This is a genomic window from Cohnella faecalis (genome assembly GCF_003570905.1).
Taxonomy (GTDB): Bacteria; Bacillota; Bacilli; order Paenibacillales; family Paenibacillaceae; genus Cohnella; species Cohnella faecalis.
This window is the reverse complement of the sequence record NZ_QXJM01000029.1, coordinates 136267-161011: the sequence shown is the minus strand read 5'-3', so window position 1 is coordinate 161011 and position 24745 is coordinate 136267. Positions and strand designations below refer to the sequence as shown.

The following is a 24745-nucleotide window of genomic DNA, read 5'->3' as shown; positions in this document are numbered from 1 at the left end:
TTCCTTGCGGGAAACTCTGTTTATGCTAATGGGCGCAATCGCGATCGATTGGGCGATCGGCGATCCGAAGCGGCTGCCGCATCCGGTTATTATTATCGGCAAATGGATCGGCTTTTGGGAAAAACGGCTGCTGCCCCGGTCTCCCAAACGTCTATACGGCATAGCGCTTACGTTGATCGTCGTTTCGACGGGCTTTGCGGTCGTATGGGGACTGGTTGCTGCGGCTTCATGGATACATCCTTGGCTCGGATATGCCGTGAATACGTGGTTTATATCCACGACGATAGCTGTGAAGGGGCTTAAAGACGCCGCTATGCTCGTCTATCATTGTTTGAGCCGAGGCGATCTTGCCGGCGCTCGCAAGTATACGGGGTATATCGTCGGCCGGGATACGGAAGAGCTGGGCGAGGGCGAGCTGTCCGGGCGGCAGTCGAGACGGTGGCGGAAAATACGGTGGACGCGGTCATCTCGCCCTTGTTTTTCGCACTGCTGGGAGGAGCGCCGCTTGCGATGCTGTATCGCTCCGCCAATACGCTCGATTCGATGGTCGGATATCGCAACGCCAAATATGCCCTGTTCGGATGGGCGTCCGCCCGCTTCGACGACGTCTTGAACTGGGTGCCCGCAAGACTGACCGGAGCGCTGCTGGTGTTGGCCGCGCTGCTCTATCCTAAAGCTTCGGCTGCCCGCGCTTGGAAGGCTGTCTTCACATTCGCTAGTCTGCATCCGAGTCCGAACAGCGGCATTCCGGAATCGGCCGTCGCGGGCGGCCTTGGCGTTCAGCTTGGCGGCTTGAACCGTTACGGAGGCGTGGCAAGCGAGCGGGCCAGGCTCGGGTGGGCATTGCGCAAGCTGGAAAAGGACGACATCCTGCATACGATTCGACTGTTGTACGTTACAACCTATTTGGTTATGGGGGATTGGCATGCGCGGCTTTCGGTTGGCCGTTGTGGAATGGCTGAAGGCTGTCGTCGCGGCTTTTCAATTTTTGACTCGCATCCCTTTGCCCTTTGCCCTCGAATATACGGACAAGCTTAATCGCCGAAGCGTCGTCTTCTATCCGCTTGCGGGAGCGGTTATCGGAGGAATTGTTCTGGCCGCCGGGCTTCTTCTGAACGATTGGTTTCCTGCCGCAATAAGCGCGATCCTGCTTGCCGCTCTGTGGACGATGTTGTCGGGGGCGCTGCATCTGGACGGCTTGATGGATACGGCGGACGGTTTGCTCAGCCACCGTTCCAAGGAGCGGATGCTAGAAATTATGAAGGACAGCAGAGTCGGCGCGATGGGAGTTATCGTCTGCGTCTTCTATCTGGGACTAAAAACGGCGTCGCTTGCCTTCCTGATCGAAGAAGGAAGTGCGATGCCTCTGGTGCTTATCGCGACGATTCCCGCTTGGAGCCGGAGCTTCATGGTCGCGGCGATCGCAGCGTGGCCGTATGCGAGACCGCAAGGAGGCATCGGTTCGTTATACCGCTCGGTTCGGATGAAGCACGCTATTGCGTCGAGCCTGGGAGCGGCTTTTTTCTCCGCCGTTTTTTTATTTGCCTACGGGGGCTGGAGCGGAACCGAAGCTTGCGCGATCATCCTTGTATCGGCAGCGGTTGCCTGCGGGTTAGGCGCGGCGATGGCTTCCGCTATTTCCCGCAAGCTTGGAGGCCTTACCGGCGACGTGTACGGCGCGCTGAACGAATGCATTGAGCTCGGCCTGTTGACGGCATTGGTCGGGTATGTACACAACTTGGGATAGGAGCGGTATCGGATGAAGCTTGAGCGGTACGGACATGGCGGGGATTTGGCGACGGCTACGGAAGCTTACGGGCTTCCGCAGGAAAGCTGGCTGGATTACAGCTCGAATATGAATCCTTGGGGGCCGCCGGAAATAGTGGGCGAGCTAATGAAGGAGCATTGGCGCGACGTCGCCAAGTATCCCGATCCGGCCGTTCGCCGGTTGCGAGCGAAGCTGTCCGAGACGTACCGGATTCCCGCCGAAAGCATTCTTGTCGGCAACGGGGCGGCGGAGCTGATCGACCTCGTCGTTCGCGTTTTCAAGCCGGAAGAAACCGTGCTTGCCCGCCCTTCTTTTTCAGAATATGAGGAGGCGGTGCTGAAGGCGGGCGGGCGGACCCGCTCCGTCCTTTTGCGCGAGGAGAGGATGTTCGAGCTTGCGAATGCACGGGAATTCGCATCCGGAGCGGTTTTCCTCGGCCATCCGAACAATCCGACGGGAAGATTGATTCCGGCTCATGTACTGGACGAGCTGCGCGAAGCCGGATCGAGGATGATTATCGACGAAGCGTTCATGGATTTCGTTCCCGACGAAGAGGAGCTGTCTTACATTCGGCGGGCATCGGAATCGGAGCAAATTCAGGTTATTCGCTCAATGACGAAGTTTTACGCCATTCCGGGCATACGATTGGGCTTCATGGTCGCGCACCCGGACCTGATTCGCCGTCTCGCGGAAGCGCAGACGGCATGGAGCGTGAACTTCCTCGCCCAATTGGTCGGGGAAGCCGTATTGGACGAGCGCGCTTACGCGGAACGGACGAAAACGTGGCTGCTGGAGGAGCGTCCCTGGCTGTCCGGCGAGCTGCGCTCGCTGGGTCTTGTCGTGTATCCGAGCGATGTAAATTTTCTGCTCGTTTCCCTGGCCGGACTGGAGGGCTGGAACGTCGGGCGGCTGCAGCGGGCAATGGCCGGGCGAGGCATCCTCATTCGGGACGCTTCGCTGTTCGAGGGACTTAACGACTCCTACTTCCGAATCGCTATTCGGCTTCGCCCGGACAACGAACGGCTGATCAAAGAGCTGAAGGAATGCCTGCGCTGACGGAGCGGCAGCCGCCCGCCCCGCAGCCTGATGTTCGGCGCGACTGCCGCCGGCATTCTACTGCACCGGGCTGCGCAGCCGATCCTTGAACTGCTTGGGCGAGCAGTCGTTGAACCGGCGGAACATATCGTAGAAGTGGCCGATGTTGGAGATGCCGACCGATTCGGCCACTTCCGCTATGCTGGCTTCATCGTTGGTTAGAAGCTGCTGCTCGGCTTTTTTGATCCGCTTGAAGACGACGAAATCGGTGAACGACATGCCGACCGCTTTTTTGAACGTCTTGACGAAATGGGTATAGCTCATGTTGACCAATCCGCTGATTTCGGCTACGGACAGCTTCTCGCCCAGATGCTCTTCGACGAAATCGATGGCCGGCTGGAGCCGTTCGAGCAGCCTATTGTTGTTGTAATTCAGCTGCATCCGGGTGTCGTTCCGAAGCAGCAGCAGCAGAATGTTCTTGATCCGCGACGAGACGGCAAGCTCGTAGCCGATTTGCTCATCGTTCATTTCCTTGTATATTTCGCATATGAGATCCGCGGTTTGCGTACGAGCGTCCTCATTGTCCATGTAAATATAATTGAGACAGCTAAGCGGGCGGATGACCTCCGAGAAGTGCTGCATGCTGTTCAGCGTGCTCGGGTCCCAATATTTGCGCAGGTCGATCTGCAGCACGATGTAGCTGAGCGTCTCATCCTTCACCTGCAGCGTCATATGAGGCTCGGACGACCCGAACAGGGCGACATCCCCGGCGCATAACGTCTGCCTCTCCTCCCGGAAAAACGCCGTAAGCTCTCCCTCCAAAATAAGAACGAGCTCGACCTCTTCGTGGTAATGCCAGTCGAAATATCTTTTTTGCCTCCAGTCCTGCTGCAATCTTCGCAGAGTTTCCTCGGAAGCCTGATTCTGGGAATCGATCTGCCAAATCCTCATTGCAAGAAACGGATTTTGGTAGACGACATGCTCGTAACGCATCTCGGGATACATGGTCGGCCGGACTCCTCTTGAATGAATATGTGCGACAGGATCGCGTAATGATATAGTAACATAACCGTTGCAAATGATATAGGCGATGACAGAATACCGTAAAAAATGAATCGAATCGGCAATCGATTGACCCGTCAACCTCGAATAAAATGAAGGAGGAAATCTACCTAAAGGGGAGTCAAGCCATGAGTCAATCCATTAATGTTACGGTATGGAACGAATATCGTCATGAGAAAGCAAGCGAGAAGGTCGCTTCCGTCTATCCGCAAGGCATGCATACGGCAATCGCCGAAGGACTGGAAATTACGGGACAAATCCGCACGGCAACCTTGGACGAACCGGAGCACGGTTTGACGGAAGAGGTCTTGAACGACACGGATGTTCTAATCTGGTGGGGGCATATGGCTCACGGCGATGTCCAGGACGACATCGTGGAGAGAGTGTATAATCGCGTTCTGAAGGGCATGGGTTTGATCGTGCTTCACTCGGGACACTTTTCGAAAATATTCAAAAAGCTGATGGGTTCGTCTTGCGATCTGAAGTGGCGGGAAGCGGACGAGAAAGAGCGTATATGGGTCGTTAATCCGGGCCATCCGATCGCGGAAGGCATCGGCGAATATATCGAGCTGCCGAAGGAAGAAATGTACGGCGAACACTTCGATATTCCGCAGCCTGACGAGCTTGTTCTGGTGAGCTGGTTCGAAGGCGGGGAAGTATTCCGCAGCGGCTGCTGCTACACTCGCGGAGCGGGTAAAGTGTTCTATTTCCGTCCGGGACACGAGACGTACCCGACCTATTTCAATCCGCAAGTTCGCAAAGTGATCTCCAATGCAGTGAAATGGGCCGCTCCGGTAAACCGGGAATATCCGAAATACGGCAATGCCCAACCTCTGGAAACCATTAAGGAGAAAAATTAATAATGCTAAAAGTCGGAGTAATCGGAACGGGCGGCATCTTCAAATGGGCGCATCTTCCAGGCTGGACGTCGCATAAGGAAGTTGAGATCGTGGCGTTCTGCGACGCTTTCCGCGCTTCTGCGGAAGCGGCGGCCAAGGATTTCCCGGACGCCAAGGTATATGACGATTATCGCGAGCTGATCGACGATCCTTCCATCGACATTGTTGGAATCAGCACGCCGAATTTGTATCACTCGGAAATCGCCATCGCGGCTCTTCGCAAAGGAAAGCACGTATTTTGCGAAAAGCCGGACGCTGTCAATCCGATCGAGGCGCAAAAGATGGCCGACGTCGCTCGCGAGTCCGGCAAGCTGCTCATGACAATGCGCAACAACCGGTTCAGCGAGGAAGCGAAATTCGCCAAGAGGATTATCGAGCAAGGGCAGCTCGGCGACCTGTACATGGGACGTTGCGGCTGGATTCGCCGCCGGGGCATTCCGGGACGCGGCGGCTGGTTCACGACGAAATCGCTGTCCGGCGGCGGGCCGCTGATCGATCTGGGCGTTCATATGATCGACATGGCGATGTGGCTGAGCGGCAATCCGAAGCCGGTTACGGTATCGGGCTCGACGTACCGCAAGTTCGCCGACCGTCCGGACGCTTCCGGTAACATTCCGGAAGGAACGTTCGACGTCGAGGATTTGGCGGCCGGCTTCATCCGCTTCGATAACGGAGCTTCGCTGCAGATTGAATTCAGCTGGGCGTCCAACATCGAGGAAGAGAAGAAGTTCCTTGAGTGGAGAGGCACGGAGGGCGGCTTCAGTCTTGTGAACGATAAGCTGAGCTTGTTCACGGAGAACGCGGGCGTGCTGATCGATCAGCAGCCGAAGTTTCCGGAAGCCGCGGTTCCTCAGCATACCGCGAACATCTGGCATTTCGTCGAATGCGTGCTTGGCCGCGAGACGCCAATCATAACGCCGGACCACGGCGTCGATATGATCAAGATTTTGTCCGCGATTTACGAGTCGGCCGAGCTCGGACGAGAAATCCGGCTGTAAGGCTGTAATATGAATGCGATGGGGGTTGTCCCGAAAGGTCTGTAAAGACCGGAGGGATAGCCCCCATTATTGTGTAGTCGAAGGCGCAACAGTGGGACGAGGTACCATACATTCGGCGGGAAGTGCGGTCGAAGGCGCAACAGTAGGACGAGGTACCATACATTCGGCGGGATGCGTGATCGAGAGCGCAACAGTGGGACGAGGTACCATACATTCGGCGGGATGCGTGATCGAGAGCGCAACAGTGGGACGAGATACCATTCATTCGGCGGGATGTGTGGTAGAGAGCGCAACAGTGGGACGAGGTACCATACAATCAGCGGGATGCGTGATCGAGCGCTCAACAGTGGGACGAGGTACCATACATTCGGCGAGAAGTGCGGTCGAGAGCGCAACAGTGGGACGAGGTACCATACAGTCGGCGGGATGCGTGATCGAGAGCGCAACAGTGGGACGAGGTACCATACATTTGGCGAGAAGTGCGGTCGAAGGCGCAACAGTAGGACGAGGTACCATACAATCGGCGGGAAGTGCGGTCGAAGGCGCAACAGTAGGACGAGGTACCATACAATCGGCGGGAAGTGCGGTCGAGAGCGCAACAGTGGGACGAGGTACCATACATTCGGCGGGAAGTGCGGTCGAGAGCGCAACAGTGGGACGAGGTACCATACAGTCGGCGGGAAGTGTGGTCGAGATCGCAACAGTGGGACGAGGTACCATACAATCAGCGGGATGCGTGATCGAGCGCTCAACAGTGGGACGAGGTACCCTACATTCGGCGAGAAGTGCGGTCGAGAGCGCAACAGTGGGACGAGGTACCATACATTCGGCGGGATGCGTGATCGAGAGCGCAACAGTGGGACGAAGTACCATACATTCGGCGAGAAGTGCGGTCGAGAGCGCAGCAGTGGGACGAAGTACCATACATTCGGCGAGAAGTGCGGTCGAAGGCGCAACAGTAGGACGAGGTACCATACATTCGGCGAGAAGTGTGGTCGAGAGCGCAACAGTAGGACGAGGTACCATACATTCGGCGGAAAGTGCGGTCGAGAGCGCAACAGTGGGACGAGGTACCATACATTCGGCGGGTAGTGCGGTCGAGAGCGCAACAGTGGGACGAGGTACCATACATTCGGCGGGATGCGTGATCGAGAGCGCAACAGTGGGACGAGGTACCATACATTCGGCGAGAAGTGTGGTCGAGAGCTGCTGTTAGACTAGAAAGTGGACACGAAGAATCGAGAATGGGAGAATATAATTACTTTCATTCGAGGTGTCCGACATGACGAAGAAATACGACAGAGAGTTTAAGATGCAGACGGTTCAGATGATTCAAGAAGGCAAGCCGATTGCGCAGGTAGCACGTGAGGTAGGCGTCCATGAAAACTCACTATATCGTTGGATTGCCGAGCTCAAACAGGATGGTATGCAGGCTTTCCCAGGAAGCGGTAATCTAAAGCCTGAGGATAAGGCGCTACGCGATTTGCAGAAACAACTTCGTGACTTGCAGGAGGAAAATGAAATCTTAAAAAAGGCAATGCACTACTTTGCAAAAGACCGGCGCTGATTTTTCCGTTTATCTACAAATACCGCTTTAAGCTCCGTGTCGCAAAGATGTGCTCTGTATTTAAGGTTTCCCGAAGCGGTTACTACGCATGGCAAAAAAGCTACGACAAGCGGCTTGAGCGCCGCAAACGCAGAGAAGATTTGGAGCAGAAGATTAGGCGTATATTTCTTGGCTCCAGACGCCTGTATGGCAGCCCGAAAGTAACAGCTGCCCTTCGTACTCGGGGAGTCGTTGTATCCGAGAAACGCGTTGCTCGCTTGATGCAGGTAATGGGGTTAAAATCCCGTACCGTCAAGAAATATAAAGCTACCACGAATTCCAAACACAACCTGCCCGTACATGATAATACGCTGAACAGGAAGTTCATACCTGAGGCTCCCAATCAGGCGTGGGTTACTGATATTACTTACTGCCCGACCAATGAAGGCTGGTTGTATTTAGCGAGCGTCATGGACCTGTACAGCCGTAAAATTGTTGGATTTCACATGTCGGATCGAATGACCAAAGATCTCGTCATTAAGGCGCTAGATCGTGCCTACGCCCAGCGTCGGCCAGGAGCCGGATTACTCCATCACTCCGATCGGGGAAGCCAATACGCCTCACACGAATACCAGAAGAAAATGAAGCAGTACAAGATGGAAGGAAGCATGAGCCGAAAAGGCAACTGCTACGACAATGCCTGCATTGAATCGTTCCATAGCGTCCTCAAGAAAGAACTCATTTATCTTACAAAATTCAGGACGCGTGAGGACGCGAAGAAACAGATTTTTGAGTACATTACATGTTTCTATAATGGTGAACGAATTCATTCAACCATTGGCTATTTATCGCCGAACAGTTACGAACGGGCGTTTTCAAATCCGGCCTAATTTTCTCGATTCTAAGTGTCTATTTTCTTGACAGAGGTTCAAGCGCAACAGTGGGACGAGGTACCATACATTCGGCGAGAAGTGCGGTCGAAGGCGCAACAGTGGGACGAGGTACCATACAGTCGGCGGGAAGTGTGGTCGAGATCGCAACAGTGGGACGAGGTGCCATACATTCGGCGGAAAGTGCGGTCGAGAGCGCAACAGTGGGACGAGGTACCATACATTCGGCGGGTAGTGCGGTCGAGAGCGCAACAGTGGGACGAGGTACCATTCATTCGGCGGGATGCGTGATCGAGAGCGCAACAGTGGGACGAGGTACCATACATTCAGCGAGAAGTGTGATCGAAAATACAAGGGCTGCCCCCTAACTTTAGGGAGCAGCCCTTGTATTTATATCGCATTCAGAGTTCTAACTATTCTACCAATTATCGTCGCTCTCGCTTCTCGATTCGACATATTGGCTGTCGAAAATCGGGAAAAATGTCGACGGTCATAACACCCGGGCCGTGCGGAGCAAACGGTCTTTTTCAATGTTACATAGCCGAAATGACAATCTCGCAGCGAGTAATGAAGTGGGGAATTGGTCGTAGAAAATGAGGTATTTTGTCGAATTTTGCGACATTTGGATTCTTTGACAAATTCGAGAAAGTGGTGATACAATTTGAAACACTAACGGAAGCAGTGTTCCTTTTTGTATCGATAAGGGTCGAATCCCTTCTATCCGAAACCGATCGAAGGAGCTTTCTATTCGTTAGTGCAAACGTTTGAACAAAGGAGGAAGCCGTAACGCGGGAAGCCGCATCGGGTTCAACAAAAACAACTATTCGGAGGGAGCGTTTGGAGATGAGTGGAATTGTTAAGCAGGTTGGATACGATTTTAAGGTGGAAATTAGCGACTATTTGAGCGGACTGAAAGAGGTGCTGGATCGCCTCGATTTGAACGAAATCAATACTGTCATTAGCAAGTTGATCGAGGTCAATCAACGCCAAGGGTTCATTTACATTTTCGGAAACGGCGGCAGCGCGTCGACCGCTTCCCATTTCGTGAACGATTTCAACAAAGGCGTAAGCGAGAAGCTGGGCAAGAAATTCCGGTTCGTCTGCCTGAATGATAGCGTATCGACCATTATGGCTATCGCCAATGACGTCAGCTACGACCAAATTTTCAAAATTCAACTGGAAAATTACTTGACGCCTAACGACGTTGTTATCGGCATTTCGGGAAGCGGCAATTCGAAAAACGTGTTGGCCGCAATCGAGTATGCGAACAGCGTCGGCGCGGAAACGATCGGTCTCGTCGGCTACAACGGAGGCAAGCTCAAGCAAATCGCATCGGCATCCATTCATGTCCCTATCGATGACATGCAGAAGGTGGAGGACGTCCATATGATTATGGATCACCTGATGATGTTCATCCTGAAGGACTATCTGGAGAGGTGGGCGGGATGATTATTAGCCAAACGCCTTTGCGCGTCAGCTTCTTCGGCGGCGGGACGGATTTGAAGGATTATTACGAGAACCATGGGGGCGCCGTTACGAGCGTCACTATCGATAAATTCATTTACATCATAGTCAAGCGCCGCTGTGACGACGATATTGTTCTGAATTATTCCGAACGCGAGCAGGTTAAGGATATTCATGATATCAAGCACCCGATCATTCGCGAAGCGCTGCGATTAGCGAACGTCACGAAAGGAGTCGAAATTACGAGCATCGCCGATATTCCGTCGCAAGGAAGCGGCTTGGGATCGTCGAGCTCGTTTACCATCGGACTTCTGAACGCGTTGTTCGCTTATCAGGGCATGTGGAAGAACGCGTCCGAGCTGGCGGAGCTCGCCTGCCATATCGAGATCGAGCTGCTGGGCGAGCCGATCGGGAAGCAGGATCAGTATGCGGCTGCGTTCGGCGGCTTCAAACAGTATATGTTCCGCCGGGACGGCTCCGTAGACGTGGAGGCGATCGGAATTACGCAGGAAGACTCCCGATTGCTGCAGATGAACACGCTGATGTTCTATACCGGCATGACGCGCAAGGCTTCGGCCGTACTCGGAGACCAGAAGGCGAATACGGATGCCAAGCTGAGCCAGCTTCACGCCTTGAAGAAATTGTCGGATCTCGGCAAGGAAGGCTTGGTGAACGGCGACATTCGGCTCATCGGCGATATGCTGCATCAGAACTGGGAGAACAAGAAGCTGCTCTCGGATAAAATCCATAATGACGAAATTAACCGGATGTACGATTTGGGAAGGCAAGCGGGCGCTTACGGCGGGAAGCTGCTCGGCGCGGGAGGCGGCGGATTTTTCCTGTTCGTCTGCCCTCCGGACAAGCAGCTTGATTTGCGCAGAGCTCTCAGGGACTACAAGGAATTGCCGATTACGTTCGAGCAGTATGGAAGCAGAATCGTTATGAATCTGAACGACCGCAGCGGATTTTTGCAATACCGGGAGCCGGCGGCGCTCGCGATTTAAGCGGCGGAGGGGAAATCGCGATGGACAACGTGAAGACGGGCAAAGTCGTTGCTTTCCTGCTTTCCCTCGTCAAGCCCTATCCGCTCGAAGTGTCGCTTTGTTTGTTCGGCGCCGTTTTTGGAACGTTCTTCGATATTTTTCAAGCCCGCTATTTGAAGGGAATCGTGGATCACGCTATCGCGGGCGATTCGTCCGGCTTCACGACATCAGTATTGACAATTGTTCTCATTCTTCTCTCGGGCTGTGCAGTCAGATACGTCATCAAGTACTACTCCGGCCATCTGGGAGTGCAAGTCATTCGGGACGTCCGCCGGAAATTGGCTTATCGTTTGGCCAATTTGCCGGCGGCCTACTTGGAGAAGCGTCATTCGGGAGACCTGCTGTCGCGGCTGAATAACGACGTCGGGGCGGTTCAAGGGTTCGTGGAGTGGCAGATCGCCAACATGATCTACACTCCGCTGGCCATCGCCGGAGTAAGCGTATATTTGTTCTGGCTCAACTGGAAGCTGCTGCTGGCCAGCATTATTCTGCTTCCCGCGAGCATGATCGCCGCGAAGAGGCTCGGGAAGGCGGTCAGCGCCTATGCCGTCCAGCTTCAGGAGGGCTTCGCGAAGTTCAACGCGACGATCCAGGACGTTACCGGCGGGATCGCCACGATCAAGGCGTACAAGCTTGAGCCCGTTCTCTTCGATAAGTTCAAGGAAGTCACGGACGATATTATGGACAAGAAGCTCAAGACGGATTGGAGATGCTTGTTCATCGCTCCGATCTCGATGGTGCTCGGAGTCGTCCCCCAGATGAGCTGCGTTCTGTACGGCGGTTACATGACGGTGAAGGGGCAAATCACGCCGGGAGAGCTGCTCGCTTTCACCTATCTTCTCGGCTTTCTGATCGCCCATTGTCCAGCATCCCCGGATTGATCGTCAGCATTCAAGTGACGATCAAATCCGCCAAGCGAGTCGTCGAAATCGCGGAGGAGCCGGAAGAACGCAAAAACGGGAACGTATACGCCGAGGAGAACGACGGGCGCATGGTGGAATTCAAGAAGGTAAGCTTCTCGTACGAGGAGCGGGAGCCAGCGCTAATCGATTTCGACGCCGTTCTGCAGAAGAACAAAATTACCGCTCTGGTAGGGCCGAGCGGATGCGGAAAAAGCACGGTCACGAAGCTGCTCTGCGGCTTCTACGAGGATTACGAGGGATTGATTTCGATCTTCGGCGGAGAACTGAAGCAATGGGATATAAGGGAGGCGAGGGCGAGAGTTTCCGTCGTGTCGCAGGATTCGTTCTTGTTCCCGTGCTCGGTGTTCGAGAATATCTCTTACGGAAATCTGAACGCTACGAGAGACGAGGTTATCGAAGCGGCGCGAATGGCTCATGCCGACGAGTTCATCCGCGAATGGCCTCTCGGCTACGATACGATGGTGGGGGAACGCGGAGCTACGCTGTCGGGAGGTCAACGTCAGCGCCTCGCGATCGCGAGAGCTTTCCTCAAGAATGCGCCCATTCTCGTGCTGGACGAGCCTACTTCGGCGCTGGACGCCCATGCGGAAGCGCAGGTGCAGGCCGCGCTTGAGCGGCTTGTCGCCAATCGCACCGTTCTGGTTATCGCTCACAGGCTCTCCACGATTATGGAGGCGGACGAAATCATTGTCATGAACAAAGGAAGGGCGGTAAGCCGAGGAACGCACCGGGAGCTGCTGCAGACGAATCAATGGTACAGGGAGCTATGCGAGAAGCAGAATGTGTTCTCCTTGGCGGAGGGGGTCGCATGGTAAAGCTGCAATATTGGCAGGAGTTCAAGCGCGCGATGAGCTACATGAAGCCGAGAGCTTGGACGTACGGGATCGGCATTGTAGGCAACAATGTGATCGCGGCGCTGGGCTTGAACATTCTCATGGCATTCATCTACAAGGACATCGTCAACGCGGCCGTCGGGTCCGATATGCCGCTCCTGCTCCGATCGATCGGGACGGCGTTCGCGCTGCTGGCCGTATCCAGCCTTCTGTGCACCATTCTCACTTATCGTTACAATGCGAGCATCCGATACACGATGACGGATATTCGGCAGCAAACGTTCCGTCACGTGCAGCGGCTGCCGATGTCCCGGTTCGAAAACACTCACAGCGGCGAGATGCTGTCGCGCATGACCAACGATCTCAATACGATCGAGCATCTGTACGCGGATTCGCTCGGCGGAATCATTTACGCCGTTGTAGTCGGCTTTGCGGCGGCGATCGCCATGTTCGCGCTTAATTGGCCCATCGCTCTGTTCGCCATCGCTCTTGGAATTTTGACGTTCTACGTCAACACCCGCTTCGCCGATTCGTTCCGAAAGATCAACGACGAAATCCAGCGAGGAACGGGGAAGATGACTCAGGCGTTGTCCGACGTTATCTCGGGCGTACCGCTCGTCAAGATGTTCTCCCTCGGAGGCGTCATTATACGCAAGTACGACCAGACCAATGAAGACGTAGCCGGACTCAGCACGAAGCGGACGAGAAAATACGCTTATCTCGACAGCGTCAATTCCGTGCTGGGAAGCTTGAGCTTCGTCGGCATCGTCATTGTCGGCGGAGCGATGGCGTTGAAGAAAGGGACCGATTTCGGAACCGTAATGGCATTCATCAAGCTTCAAGGCAATATCGGCTTCATGTTCTCCCAGGCTGGTAATTTGGCGACCGACGTTCAAAGGGTGCTGGCCGGGGCGAACCGCGTATTCGAGCTGTTGGACGATCCGGTCGAACGCGAAGGAAGCGAACGATCCTTATTGGGGGACGAGAAAAAAGCGATCGAGCTGGACGGCGCCGTCTTTCGTTACGGAGAGGGCGCGCCTGCGTTGGATCGGCTGTCTCTCGCCGTCGAAAGAGGGCAGACGGTTGCTCTGGTAGGGCCGAGCGGCGGCGGCAAGAGTACGGTCGTCAAGCTGCTGCTCGGCTTCTATCCGATCGAGTCGGGAAGCGTCAAGTATTGGGGAAGGAGCGGACAATCGTACTCCTTATCCGAAGTCAGGGATATGATCGCCTACGTTCCGCAGGAAGCGTATTTGTTTGACGGCACCATCGAAGAAAATATTCGTTACGGGAATATGGACGCTTCGAGGGAAGCGATCATAGCGGCGGCGAAGGCGGCCAACGCCCACGAGTTTATTCAGGAACAGCCGGACGGCTATTTGACCGCTATCGGCGAGAGAGGAAGCCGCCTGTCGGGAGGGCAGAAGCAGAGGATCGCTATCGCTAGAGCCTTCCTGAAGAATGCCCCTATTCTATTGCTGGACGAGCCTACGTCCGCCCTGGATGCGGAATCCGAGAAGCAGGTGCAGGATGCGCTTCGAATGTTGGCGAAGGGAAGAACGGTTATTCTGGTCGCTCACCGGCTATCGACAGTCGAGCATGCGGACCGCATCTACGTCATCGACCGCGGACAATCGGTCGAGGAAGGCAGACACGAGGAGCTGATCCGCAAACAAGGACTCTACGAAAGATTATATCGACTTCAATTAAAAGATGCGGCTGGCTGAGGAGGCACATTAATGAACAAGACGATCCTTGTCGCGACCGGTCATATCGACGGGGCGGGCAGAAATGCGTTGAACCTCGGTATCGTACGGGAATTGGCGGACAAGGGGCTGGATGTGAGAGTCATAACGCCGTTGCGAAGAAATCGGGAGCCCGAAGCTTTGGCAGAGAGCCGCGAGTTGGGAACGATAGCCGTTCCGATGGCTTCGGACACCGTGGAGGGCGCGGTCAGGCAATCGATCCGAAACGGCATTCCCTTCTATTGGATCGATGCCCCTTCCTATTTCGACGAGGACAACGTCAACGGCCATATGGACGATGCGGAACGTTATTCCTTTTTCGCCAAGGCGGTATTGGAATCATTGCTTTTGATGGAGCGATTGCCGGACATTATCCATTGCGAGGATTGGCCTGCGGCATTCATTCCTTACCTCAAGCATGTTAGCGATCTTGAGAACGGACGGAAGCCCGATCGGATTCGAACCGTCTATACGTTCCAATCGATCGGCAGCCAAGGGATCTTCGATATCGAAGCGGCCGCCCATTTGGACCTGGATGCGGAGGCTCTGTCGGCGAGCGGGCTGGATTACTATGAGCAGTTGAATTTCATGAAGGCAGGCTTGTTGTACGCGGACGCCCTCACCACCGTAAGTCCGACTTATGCGCGGGAGATCGGTACGGAAATGGGCGGAATGACGATGGAGAGCATCGTGAACGCAAGGCGGGATCGCCTGCGCGGAATTGTAGGCGGTATCGATCCGGCGAACTGGGACCCGGAGAACGACCCGGAGCTGCCCGCGAATTACGGCATCGGCCGGATGGAAGGCAAGCGAATCAGCAAGGCGAGGCTGCAAGAGGAGCTGGGCTTGCCTATAAGGGCGGACGTTCCCGTTATTCTCTACCATTCCGAGCTCAGCTGCGAGAGAGGCGCCGATTTGCTTCGGTATAGTCTGGCCGATATTTTGAAGAGCGACATGCAGTTGGTCGTGATGCCGGCGGAAGAGGGCAGCCGCGGGTTCGAGGAGGAGACGTTCGCGGCGTTTTTCTCGGAGGCTGCTTCAAGCAAGGAGGGCAAGCTGCGCTTCCTCCCCTATGAACGGGGAAGGATCAAACGCCTGTTCGCCGGAGCGGACATCTATCTGATGCCGTCCGCTTCGGATTCCGGCGGGCTTGAACAGCTGATCGCGATGAGATACGGCACGGTGCCGATCGTCAGATCCGTCGGCGGGCTGGCGGATACGGTCGAGCCGTACGATGCGGACTCGGGTAAAGGAACGGGCTTTGTTTTCCGGTACGCCAACGAGAAGGTCATGCTTCATTCGGTGCGGGAAGCGCTTCGGCTCTATCGCGACGCCGAAGCGTGGCAAGTATTGGCGGAGAATGGAATGGGCCACGAGTATTTCGCCGCTCGCGCTGCGGCCGAGTATGCCAAATTATACGACGAGCTTGCAGATGGCGAATTCGCGAAGGCGCTCATCTCGGTCGGAAAGGGGGAGTGAAGGATGGAGAAATCGGTTCTGTTCGTAACATCGCAGCTTTATCCGTATACGACCGGCACGATGGGAGTGTTCAATTTCTCGCTGCCCAAGCACCTGATCGGTCTTGGATGGGACGCTCGGGTCATCGTTCCCCGAATTCCCAATCCTTACAAGGAGTACCCGGCGGATATCCGGGTTGCGGCATCCCTCGATATTCCGATGGGCGAACGGTCGTACGAATGCGACATCGAATTCGGCAGCTATGACGGGGTGCCCGTCTATTTCGTGAACGCCCCTGCCTATTTCGGCAGGAAAGAGCTGTACGGTCATGAAGACGAGGCGGAACGATTCGGCTACTTCTGCAAAGCCGTTCTGGAGGCTCTGCCCCAAGCGGGCTTCCGACCAAGCATTCTGCACATTCAGGATTGGCACACCGGTCTGATTCCGTTCCTGCTAAGAACGAAATATAAGGAAGAGCCGTTCTACGAAGGCGTCAAGACGCTGCTCACTGTGCATAATTTGGGCTACCAGGGCGTATTCGACAAGGAAAACGCCTCGCTCCTGGATGTGCCTTGGGAGAAGTGGGTGGAGAACGGAGCGGACTATTACGACCAGATCAGCTTCATGAAGGCCGGACTTCTGCACGCGGATTCGCTGACGACCGTAAGTCCTACGTATGCGAAGGAAATCGCGACGGAGCAGTACGGATCGACGCTCGAAGCGACGGTTCAGCGGAGGAGCAACGACCTGTATGGCATTCTGTGCGGCTTGGATACCGAAATCAATAATCCCGCCGCCGATGTCCGAATTCATGCCCGTTACGACGAGAATTCTCCCGAGCTCAAGCTCGCGAACAAGAGGGCGCTCCAGCAAGCGCTCGGCTTTCCCCAGAGGGACGACGTTCCAATCGTATCGCTGTTCTCCCGGCTTAAGACGGAGAAGGGACTCGATCTTGTCATGAGCGCTTTCGAAGATCTGATGCGGCTGGACTTGCAGTTCGTTATCGTCTCGAACGGCGACGCTGTCTACGAGGAATTTTTCCGCAGAGCGGCAATCCGTCACCCCGACCGATTCGCTTTCGTGCTCTACGATAACGATTTCGCTTACCAAGCTTACGCCGGCGCCGATCTGTTCTTGATGCCGTCCGGCTACGAGCCGTGTGGAATCGGCCAATTGATCGCGCTGCGCTACGGGGCGGTTCCGATCGTCCGGCAGGTCGGAGGGCTGAACGACAGCATCCGGCCTTTCGACGAGGCGACGGGAGCGGGGAACGGCTTCGTCTTCAAGCCGTATCATCCGCGAGTGATGCTCTATGCGATTCGAAAAGCGCTCGAAGCTTATAAGCGTCCGGATACGTGGAGAACTCTCGTCACCAACGGCATGTCGGAAAACCACGGGTGGCCTGTTTACGTGAAACAATACGCAGACGTATACGAGAGGATGTTGGTCGGATGAAAGCCGTTATTATGGCAGGCGGTAAGGGTACCCGATTGAGCGAATTTACGAAGGAAATCCCCAAGCCCCTCATTCCGATAGGCGGCAAGCCCGTTCTGGAGCATCAGATCCGCTTGTTCGTCAGATACGGCATCAGGGACATTCTGATCGTTACGGGACATCTCGGGGAGCGTATCGAACAGTATTTCGAAGACGGCGCGAGCTTCGGAGCGAAAATCGAATACTTCCGGGAAGAGCGGCCGCTTGGGACGGCGGGAGCTTTGGCTTTTTTGAAGGAGCGGTTGACGGACTCTTTTCTGCTCGTCTACGGAGACGTATTGTTCGATATGGATCTGGAGCGTTTCGCCGCTTTTCACCGGTCTCAAGGCACAGTGGGGACGTTGACCGTTCATCCGAATAATCATCCTTACGACAGCGACGTCCTTAAAGTTAACGCGGCCGGAAGAGTGGAACGTATTTTTCGGAAAAACGAGAAAAGGGATTTCGACTACAGCAATTGCGTAAATGCCGGAGTGTACGCATTCGAGCCGGAGCTTCTGGAGACGATCGCGGACAACGCCAAGCAGGATTTGGAAAAGGACGTTCTTGCGGCTTTAATCGGCGAAGGCCGGATCAGCGCTTACCGGACGACGGAATATATGAAGGACATGGGAACTCCAGACCGCTACGCTCTCGTGCAGCGTCATCTGGAAGACGGTATCGTAAGCGCCAAAAACTTGTCGTCGAAGCAGAAGGCGATTTTCCTCGACCGGGACGGAACGCTCAACAAGTACGTCGGACTCGTCTCCAGTCCGGAGCAGCTCGAAATCGAGGACGGCGTCGTCGAGGCGCTTAAGCTTGCCAACGATTCCGCTTATTTGGCTATCGTCGTCACGAATCAGCCGGTCGTAGCGAGAAACTTGTGTACGGAGAAGGAGCTTGGCCTTATTCACGACAGATTGGAAACGCGGCTGGGCGAGCGTGGCGTGTACGTGGACGACATCGTGTACTGTCCGCATCATCCGGACAAGGGTTACCCGGAAGAGAATGTCAAGTACAAAATCCCATGCGATTGCAGGAAGCCATCTATTGGCATGCTCACTCAGGCCGCTGAGAAATACAACATTGATTTGGCCCAGTCGTTCCTGATAGGGGATACGACGGTAGATTTGGAGACCGGCCGCAACGCCGGCGTGACGACCGTGCTAGTGGCGACGGGCTTGGGAGGAACGGACGGCCGGTATAGCGTCGTGCCCGACTATGAGGCCGACGATTTGCTGGAGGCGGTGAACGGTATTATTTCGGGCAAAGTCCTGTCGAGGAGTCGAAATGCTAATGCAGAGCTATGTAAGTGATCCTTTTTTGGGCAGCCGATCGGCGGAGCAGTGGCAACGAATCGGAACGAACCGCAGAGTCGGGGCGCTGCTTCCGCTCGCCAGCCTCTATTCCCGGCGAACCGCAGGTATCGGCGATTTGGAAGATTTGAAGCTGGCGGCGGATTGGTGCGAACGAACGGGGCACACGATTCTTCAATTGCTGCCGATTAACGATTATTACAATTCCCCTTATTCCACTTTCAGCTTGTTTGCGATCGATCCGATGTATATGGCTCTGGATCGTCTAATCGGCGTTCCCCCGGAAAAGCTGGAGCCGGTCATACGCCGGATTCAAGAGCGTTATCCTACCGGGTGCGGCTACATCGAGTACGATGTCAAGCATGAGAAAATCAACGCTTTGTACGAGATATTCCGCGAGTACTCGTTAGGCACAGAGAATGCCGCTTATGCCGAATTCGTTGAGAACAACGTCTATTGGCTCGATGATTACGCGTTGTATACGGCCTTGAAATTCGAGTATTCGCAAGATACGTGGGAGAATTGGGAGCCTAGCTACAGGGAAGCCGATCCGTTGACGCTGCGCGAGTTCGCTCGAAAGCACGAAGTGAGAATCCGGTTTGTACAATGGCTGCAATGGCAGCTGTACGAGCAATTGAAAGCGGCGAAGGCTTATGCCAATGCCAAAGGAATTTTGCTCATGGGAGATATGTTCTACGTCGTATCCCGGGACAGCGCGGACGTGTGGAAGCGCCGGAATTATTTTCGGCTCGATCTCGTTCCCGGCTTGCCGCCGGAGCCCGCTCACGAGAAAGGGCAGCGGTGGGGAGACCAGCCTGTCTACAATTGGGATGCGATCCGGGAAAGCGGCGACGAGCTGTTGAAGCAGCGGTTGCGGTATAACGCGAATTTTTATGATATCGCCCGGCTCGATACGGCATCGGCCTTGTTCCGGATGTGGTGCATTCCAAGGGACGAGCCCGATATTAATCAAGGGCTGAACGGCTTCTTCTATCCCGAGGCGATGAGCGATTATTGCGAGCAGCGGGGGAAATCGCTGCTGAGCCAAATGCTGAGCAGCACGAGCATGCTGCTGTGTGCGGAAAATTTGTCGCCTGCATGCTTGTCTTTTACGCCGTCCGTGAGGGAACTCGGCATTCCTCCGATCAACTTCCAGCGTTGGGACAAGGAATGGGACGAGCTTCACGATTTTATTCCTCCGGACGAGCTTCACCCCGTCACCGTGATGGTTCTATCCAATCACGATACGTCTCTCTGGGCGGAATGGTGGGAGGGCGAGGCCGGGACGATCGAGGCTTCGATGTTTACGGAATTTTGCTTTAATTACGGCTTGCCGGAGGCGGAATTGAAGATGAGGCTGTTCAACGATAAGACGTCCGTAGGCAGCAAGCTGAGATGGAGGGATTCCGTGAATTCGCCGAGCCGGGTGGCCGAAATTGTCGGCTTGCCCGAAGCGGCTATCGGAGGCTTTATTCACGATTACTTGAACAGCTACCGCGAGAAAGAAAAGCTGTGGGAGATCATGAAGCTCGAAGGCCCGATGCGACAGAGAGCCGACCGCGAGATCTTAAAGCATGCGATCCGGTCCATCATTACCTCCAACGCCATTTGGTCTATCGTTTCGATCGTCGATTATTTGTGCTTGCTCGGCATTATAGACGGCGATTACGGCAATTACAGGCTGAACCGCCCGGGGACCGAGCGGGGACGGAACTGGACATGGGCGTTGCCCGTATCGCTGGAGGCGCTAATGGATGAGAGCTTTTGCCGAACCGTACGGGATTCCATCGAAATCGGTGAAGCTTCATGATGATGAGACGGGAAGCGCACAGAAAGCGGGCGGGCGCATTCGTTCCTCTATTCTCCGTCTATTCCGCGAGGAGTGCCGGAGTCGGCGACTTCGAGGATTTGAAGCTGGCAGTCGATTGGTGCGAGCGGACGGGGCAGACGATTTTGCAACTGCTGCCTATGAACGATAACATTGCCTCGGTGTTCGCGCCTACGAGCCTATTCGCGCTCGATCCGGAGCATGTCGCTATCGACCGGCTTGTCGGCGTTCGAGAGGACTGGCGCGAGACGGCTGCCGCCGAGCTTCGTCAAGCTTTTCCAACCGGGAAAGGCTTTGTGGACTACGGCGTGAAAATGGCGAAGGTGACCGCGCTGCGCGGATTGTTCGAGCGAATCGGCGGCGATTGCCCCGATCCGAGGTTTCTCGGATTTTTGCAAAAACAGCGGTACTGGCTCCACGATTACGCGCTGTTCATGGCGATTAAGCAGGTGCTGTTCCCCGGCCGTTGGGATGAATGGGGCGAGCCTTTTCGCAATCGCGATCCGGAGGCGTTGGACGCTTTCGCTCAAGAGAACTTCAATGAGATTCAGTTCCACAAGTGGGTTCAGTGGCAGCTGTACGAGCAGCTCAGCGAAGCTAAGCGTTACGCGGATTCCAAAAACGTGCAGCTAATGGGCGACTACTTCTACATCGCGATGAGCGACAGCGCGGACACTTGGTCGAACAGGGAGCTGTTCAGGCTGGACTGCTGCTCGGGGCTGCCTTCCGAGCCGTCCAGCCCGAAAGGGCAGCGTTGGGACGATCAGCCCGTCTATGATTGGAGCCGCATCAAAGCGGACGATTATCGATTAGTCAAGCACAGATTGGCCTATTACGAGAACTTCTACCATATGCTTCGCATCGATCATCCGGCTGCTTTTTTCCGGACTTGGTGCATTCCTTTCGAGGAGCCGTGGGAGAACCAGGGGCAAAACGGCTTTTTTTACCCTTCTGACTTCGAAGAGTGGGAGGAGCAAGGAACCGGAATTTTGCGGACGATACTTTCGAACACGAAGCTGACTTTGTGCGCGGAAAATTTGGGTCCGTTCACCACGTTCTTCACTCCGGAGGTGCGGGGACTCGGCATCCCGATCATTAATTTTCAGCGCTGGGAAAAAGATTACGGGAACACCTACCGCTTCACCGATCCGAAGCAGTACGACTATTTGACTGCTATCGTTCTATCGACTCATGATACCTCCTGCTGGGCGGATTGGTGGGACAACGAAGCGGGAACGGTAGATACGGGGTGGTTTCGGAGCTACTGCGGCTATCTGGATTTTAAATACGAGACTGTCAAGGACAAGCTGTTCGACCCCGCTCGCTCCGACGAAAACAAGCTGCGATGGAGAAGCGACGTCGATACGGTGGAGAAAATGCTGAGAGGCGTGGACAGACATGCCTTTCAGGTCGAAGGACTTGTTAAGGAGTATCGCAGCACCTACGGGGAGAAGGAGCAGCTTTTGGAGATGATGGGCTTGGACAGTTCCTCACGCTACAAGGCGGGACGGGAAGTTCTTCCCGCGGCGATGGCAAGCGCGTTGCGCTCCAATGCCGTTTACTGCATTCATTCCATCATCGATTGGCTGGTCGTACTCGGGTACGCGGAAGGAAACTATGCGGACTTGAGGTTCAATCGTCCCGGCGACGGATATGCAAGAAATTGGTCGCTCACTCTTCCTCTTTCGCTGGAAGAGCTGTTGGAAGATCGCCTTGTGGGCCCGGTAAAGGAAGTCGTGGACGACGGGCTTGGCGTTGCGGCGAGAGAGGGTTGATTGGCAAGGTGCGCTAGGGCTAGCTGAGCTGCCCGCCTATAGAAGCGAAGCGATCGTCCCGGTGGGGGGCGATCGCTATTTTTTTGCGGCCTGCCGCAAGGAGCTTTCAGCGGCAGAGAATTGCCGAGAGCTTTTACTATATCGGCTTAGGGCTGCGCTGAAAGTGGCCGCATTTACTGTTCGACATCCGGCTGCCTGCCGCTAGCGCGCGTTGTGCCCGAAAGTGTCACAATTACACTCTGGCAACTCGCTGATCGCCTCCGTTGTGCTCGAAAGCGTCACAATTACACTCTGACAGCGCACCGTTCGCCTCCGTTGTGTTCGAAAGCGTCACAATAACACTCTGGCAACTCGCCGGTAGCCTCCGTTGTGCTCGAAAGCGCCACAATTACTCCCCGACTACCCGCCGTCCGCCAGTATCCGTATTTTCCCCTCCAAGAGATTTCGCTATCTTGCTCTTTCATTCGGAATTTCTCAATTGATCAGGCATCTGCGGTATAGTAGGAATACCGATGGGAGGGAGATTATGTGACTGCGGTCGTAACAAAATTCTTTGCATACGGGGAAGAAGAAATGGCATATTTGTCGAACGCGGACCCGATCCTTGGGGCCGCGATGGCGCGTATGGGGAAGATCGAGCGCGGCGTCATTCCCGATCCGTTCGCCGCTCTCGTTCATGCGATCGTCGGCCAGCTAATTTCCGCCAAGGCTGTGCGCACGATTTGGGAACGGATGCATATAAGACTTGGCGAGATAACGCCGAAAAATTTGGCTGCGAAATCGGCCGACGAGATTCAAAGCTGCGGAATAACGATGAACAAGGCGATATGCATCGCAAGCATCGCCCGCAAAATATCGGACGGCTTGTTCGATCTGCAACAACTGCGCGAGCTGACGGACGACGAAGTCGTTCGAAAGCTGTCGTCGTTGGACGGCATTGGCAAGTGGACCGCCGAAATGATGCTGATTCATGCTTTGGAGCGGCGAGACGTCGTCAGTTGGGGCGATATGGCCATTCGGCGGGGCATGATGAAATTGTACGGCCTTACGGAGCTGACCAAGAAGCAGTTCGATCGATACCGCGCGAGCTACGCGCCTTACGGCTCCGTCGCGTCGATTTACCTGTGGGAGCTGTCATTCGAATAATCCAACCAGAAGGAGCAAGCGCGTGGAGAAGACGATAAAGGAAAGATTGACCGAATCGGCTGACGAGAAGTACCGGCTATTTTCCGCCGCGCTCATTCCGAATATTAACAATGTGCTTGGCGTTCGGTTGCCCGAGCTTCGCAAAATGGCCCGTACAATCGCTAAGGGGGATTGGCGAGCCTACTTGGCGGAAGCGGACGACGACTACTTCGAGGAAACGATGCTTCAAGGCATGGTAATCGGCTGCATCCATGCGGATATCGAAGAGACGCTGCGGTACGTAGCCGATTTCGTGCCGAAAATCGATAATTGGTCGGTGTGCGACAGCTTTTGTATCGGACTAAAATTCACGGCGGGAAACAGGAGCCGGGTATGGGCGTTCGTGCTCCCGTATTTGTCGTCGGAGAGCGAATACGACGCCCGCTTCGGAGTCGTCATGCTGCTCGATTTTTTCGTCGAAGAAGAGTACATCGATAGAACGTTTGAGCTTCTTGACGGCGTCAAGCACGAAGGCTATTACGTCAAGATGGCGGTCGCATGGGCGCTGTCCATCTGCTTCGTGAAGTTCCCCGAGCGAACGACGGCTCTCTTGAAGAACAATACGCTCGACAATTTCACCTACAACAAGGCGCTGCAAAAAATAACGGAATCGTACCGGGTAAGTCCCGATGTCAAAACGCGAATTCGCGCCATGAAACGCAAAAAATAAAAGGCGGGACGGCCTCGTCACGGCTCGAATCCCGCCTGGCTTATATAAACCCGGTCTTCCGGGAAAACCTTCAGCAGCCTTTCGCGGACGACCCGGTAAGCCGAAGGATCGTACCATTCCTCCAGTCCAAGCTGCTCGTACAAAGCTCGAATGCCCATCCGGCGCGTCCGCTTCCCTCCGCTGCCGTCCCCCATGAAATAATCGTCCAAGCAGACTCGATCGACGAGCGTTTGCAACGTTTCCGCGAATTTGTCGGTGCTTGGCAGCAGCGGGGCGATCGTCGCTTGCGTCGGAATGCCGGCGTCGGCAAGCAACCGCAGCGTCCTCAATCTGGCGTTAATGGGCGGAGCATACGGCGAAAAATGTTTGCGAATATCTTCCCGGTCCGTCTCCACGGTTACGCTCACCCGGACTTTGTCTCCAAGACGGCGCAGCAGGTCGGCATCCCGGCAGACGAGCGGACTTCGAGTCTGCACGAACAGAAAGTCGGGCGGATCGTCGGCCATAGCTTCGAGCAAAGAACGAGTTACCCGTTCCTTGTGCTCGGCAGGCTGGTAAGGATCGGTACTCGACGACATGAAGATCGTCACCGGTCCTTTGGCTTTCGCTTTTTGCAGCTCCGTTCGAAACAGCTCGGCCGCCCCCATTTTGACGTCGACCCAAGTCCCCCATTCCGCTCCCCGGAACACAGATACGGGCATCTGTCGAACGTAGCAATAGGAGCAGCCGAACGAGCAGCCCGCGTACGGGTTAAGCGAATGGCTGTAGCCGGACAGAAAGCCCGTTCCTTTGTTCAGGAGCGTCTTCGGATATTTGTGAAAGTATGCCGGTATCATA

The 24745-nt window shown here is 55.1% G+C and carries 19 protein-coding genes and 1 pseudogene; 18 read left to right on the top strand and 2 right to left on the bottom strand.

Going from position 1 to position 24745, the window contains the following annotated elements:
- Positions 1–22 precede the first annotated feature (22 nt).
- From cbiB to cobD, 3 genes and pseudogenes are all read left to right on the top strand, one after another.
- Positions 23–1038 (top strand): annotated as a pseudogene (gene cbiB / locus D3H35_RS08580) (adenosylcobinamide-phosphate synthase CbiB).
- Entirely contained in the window at positions 926–1747 is an 822-nt protein-coding gene (gene cobS, locus D3H35_RS08575) for an adenosylcobinamide-GDP ribazoletransferase (RefSeq protein ID WP_119148676.1), read from the top strand. The pseudogene cbiB and the gene cobS overlap by 113 nt, the downstream one beginning before the upstream one ends.
- A 12-nt stretch (positions 1748–1759) precedes the next feature.
- On the top strand, positions 1760–2824 hold the full coding sequence (gene cobD / locus D3H35_RS08570) for a threonine-phosphate decarboxylase CobD (protein WP_119148675.1): 1065 nt from the start codon (positions 1760–1762) through the stop codon (positions 2822–2824).
- A 57-nt stretch (positions 2825–2881) separates the two neighbouring features.
- On the opposite strand, the gene D3H35_RS08565 is transcribed toward cobD, so the two are convergent.
- Complete coding sequence (locus tag D3H35_RS08565) at positions 2882–3808, bottom strand: AraC family transcriptional regulator (RefSeq protein WP_119148674.1); 927 nt, start codon at positions 3806–3808, stop codon at positions 2882–2884.
- 185 nt (positions 3809–3993) lie between these two features.
- Here D3H35_RS08565 and D3H35_RS08560 point away from each other — a divergent pair, with 185 nt between their 5' ends.
- The 15 genes from D3H35_RS08560 (at position 3994) to D3H35_RS08490 (ending at position 23908) form a co-directional block, all read left to right on the top strand.
- Positions 3994–4725: a ThuA domain-containing protein gene (locus tag D3H35_RS08560; protein WP_119148673.1), complete on the top strand. Its 732-nt coding sequence runs from the start codon at positions 3994–3996 to the stop codon at positions 4723–4725.
- Positions 4726–4727: 2 nt separating this feature from the next.
- Positions 4728–5762 carry a Gfo/Idh/MocA family protein gene (locus D3H35_RS08555; protein WP_119148672.1) on the top strand — a complete coding sequence of 345 codons (1035 nt, stop codon included), beginning with the start codon at positions 4728–4730 and terminating at the stop codon, positions 5760–5762.
- Between the two features lie 1282 nt (positions 5763–7044).
- Positions 7045–8198 (top strand): IS3 family transposase gene (locus tag D3H35_RS08550; RefSeq protein WP_267901361.1). Its coding sequence is split into 2 segments (ribosomal slippage): positions 7045–7297 and positions 7297–8198, totalling 1155 coding nucleotides; the frame shifts between segments, so codons are not numbered across the junction.
- A gap of 843 nt (positions 8199–9041) precedes the next feature.
- Positions 9042–9647 (top strand): SIS domain-containing protein, encoded by a 606-nt coding sequence (locus D3H35_RS08545; RefSeq protein ID WP_119148671.1) that lies wholly within the window; start codon positions 9042–9044, stop codon positions 9645–9647.
- On the top strand, positions 9644–10666 hold the full coding sequence (locus tag D3H35_RS08540) for a GHMP family kinase ATP-binding protein (protein WP_119148670.1): 1023 nt from the start codon (positions 9644–9646) through the stop codon (positions 10664–10666). The genes D3H35_RS08545 and D3H35_RS08540 overlap by 4 nt, the downstream gene beginning before the upstream one ends.
- A gap of 20 nt (positions 10667–10686) precedes the next feature.
- Complete coding sequence (locus D3H35_RS08535) at positions 10687–11586, top strand: ABC transporter transmembrane domain-containing protein (protein WP_119148669.1); 900 nt, start codon at positions 10687–10689, stop codon at positions 11584–11586.
- Entirely contained in the window at positions 11583–12443 is an 861-nt protein-coding gene (locus tag D3H35_RS08530) for an ABC transporter ATP-binding protein (protein WP_119148668.1), read from the top strand. The genes D3H35_RS08535 and D3H35_RS08530 overlap by 4 nt, the downstream gene beginning before the upstream one ends.
- Entirely contained in the window at positions 12437–14185 is a 1749-nt protein-coding gene (locus tag D3H35_RS08525) for an ABC transporter ATP-binding protein (protein WP_158594002.1), read from the top strand. The genes D3H35_RS08530 and D3H35_RS08525 overlap by 7 nt, the downstream gene beginning before the upstream one ends.
- A gap of 12 nt (positions 14186–14197) precedes the next feature.
- Positions 14198–15682 (top strand): glycogen synthase, encoded by a 1485-nt coding sequence (locus D3H35_RS08520; RefSeq protein ID WP_119148666.1) that lies wholly within the window; start codon positions 14198–14200, stop codon positions 15680–15682.
- A gap of 3 nt (positions 15683–15685) precedes the next feature.
- The gene (locus D3H35_RS08515; RefSeq protein ID WP_119148665.1) at positions 15686–17116 is read left to right on the top strand and encodes a glycogen synthase; all 1431 of its coding nucleotides are present in this window, start codon (positions 15686–15688) and stop codon (positions 17114–17116) included.
- Complete coding sequence (locus tag D3H35_RS08510) at positions 17113–18450, top strand: HAD-IIIA family hydrolase (RefSeq protein ID WP_119148664.1); 1338 nt, start codon at positions 17113–17115, stop codon at positions 18448–18450. Before D3H35_RS08515 ends, D3H35_RS08510 begins: the two co-directional genes overlap by 4 nt.
- Positions 18431–20260 carry a 4-alpha-glucanotransferase gene (locus tag D3H35_RS08505; RefSeq protein ID WP_158594001.1) on the top strand — a complete coding sequence of 610 codons (1830 nt, stop codon included), beginning with the start codon at positions 18431–18433 and terminating at the stop codon, positions 20258–20260. The genes D3H35_RS08510 and D3H35_RS08505 overlap by 20 nt, the downstream gene beginning before the upstream one ends.
- Positions 20257–22053, top strand: coding sequence for a 4-alpha-glucanotransferase (locus D3H35_RS08500; protein ID WP_119148662.1), 1797 nt, complete (start codon positions 20257–20259; stop codon positions 22051–22053). The genes D3H35_RS08505 and D3H35_RS08500 overlap by 4 nt, the downstream gene beginning before the upstream one ends.
- Positions 22054–22581: 528 nt before the next feature.
- Positions 22582–23199, top strand: a complete 618-nt coding sequence (locus D3H35_RS08495; protein ID WP_119148661.1) for a DNA-3-methyladenine glycosylase family protein — start codon at positions 22582–22584, stop codon at positions 23197–23199.
- A gap of 22 nt (positions 23200–23221) precedes the next feature.
- A complete protein-coding gene (locus D3H35_RS08490) occupies positions 23222–23908 on the top strand; it encodes a DNA alkylation repair protein (protein WP_119148660.1) in 687 nt (228 codons plus the stop codon).
- Between the two features lie 17 nt (positions 23909–23925).
- On the opposite strand, the gene D3H35_RS08485 is transcribed toward D3H35_RS08490, so the two are convergent.
- Positions 23926–24744: an SPL family radical SAM protein gene (locus tag D3H35_RS08485; protein WP_119148659.1), complete on the bottom strand. Its 819-nt coding sequence runs from the start codon at positions 24742–24744 to the stop codon at positions 23926–23928.
- Position 24745: the final 1 nt, after the last annotated feature.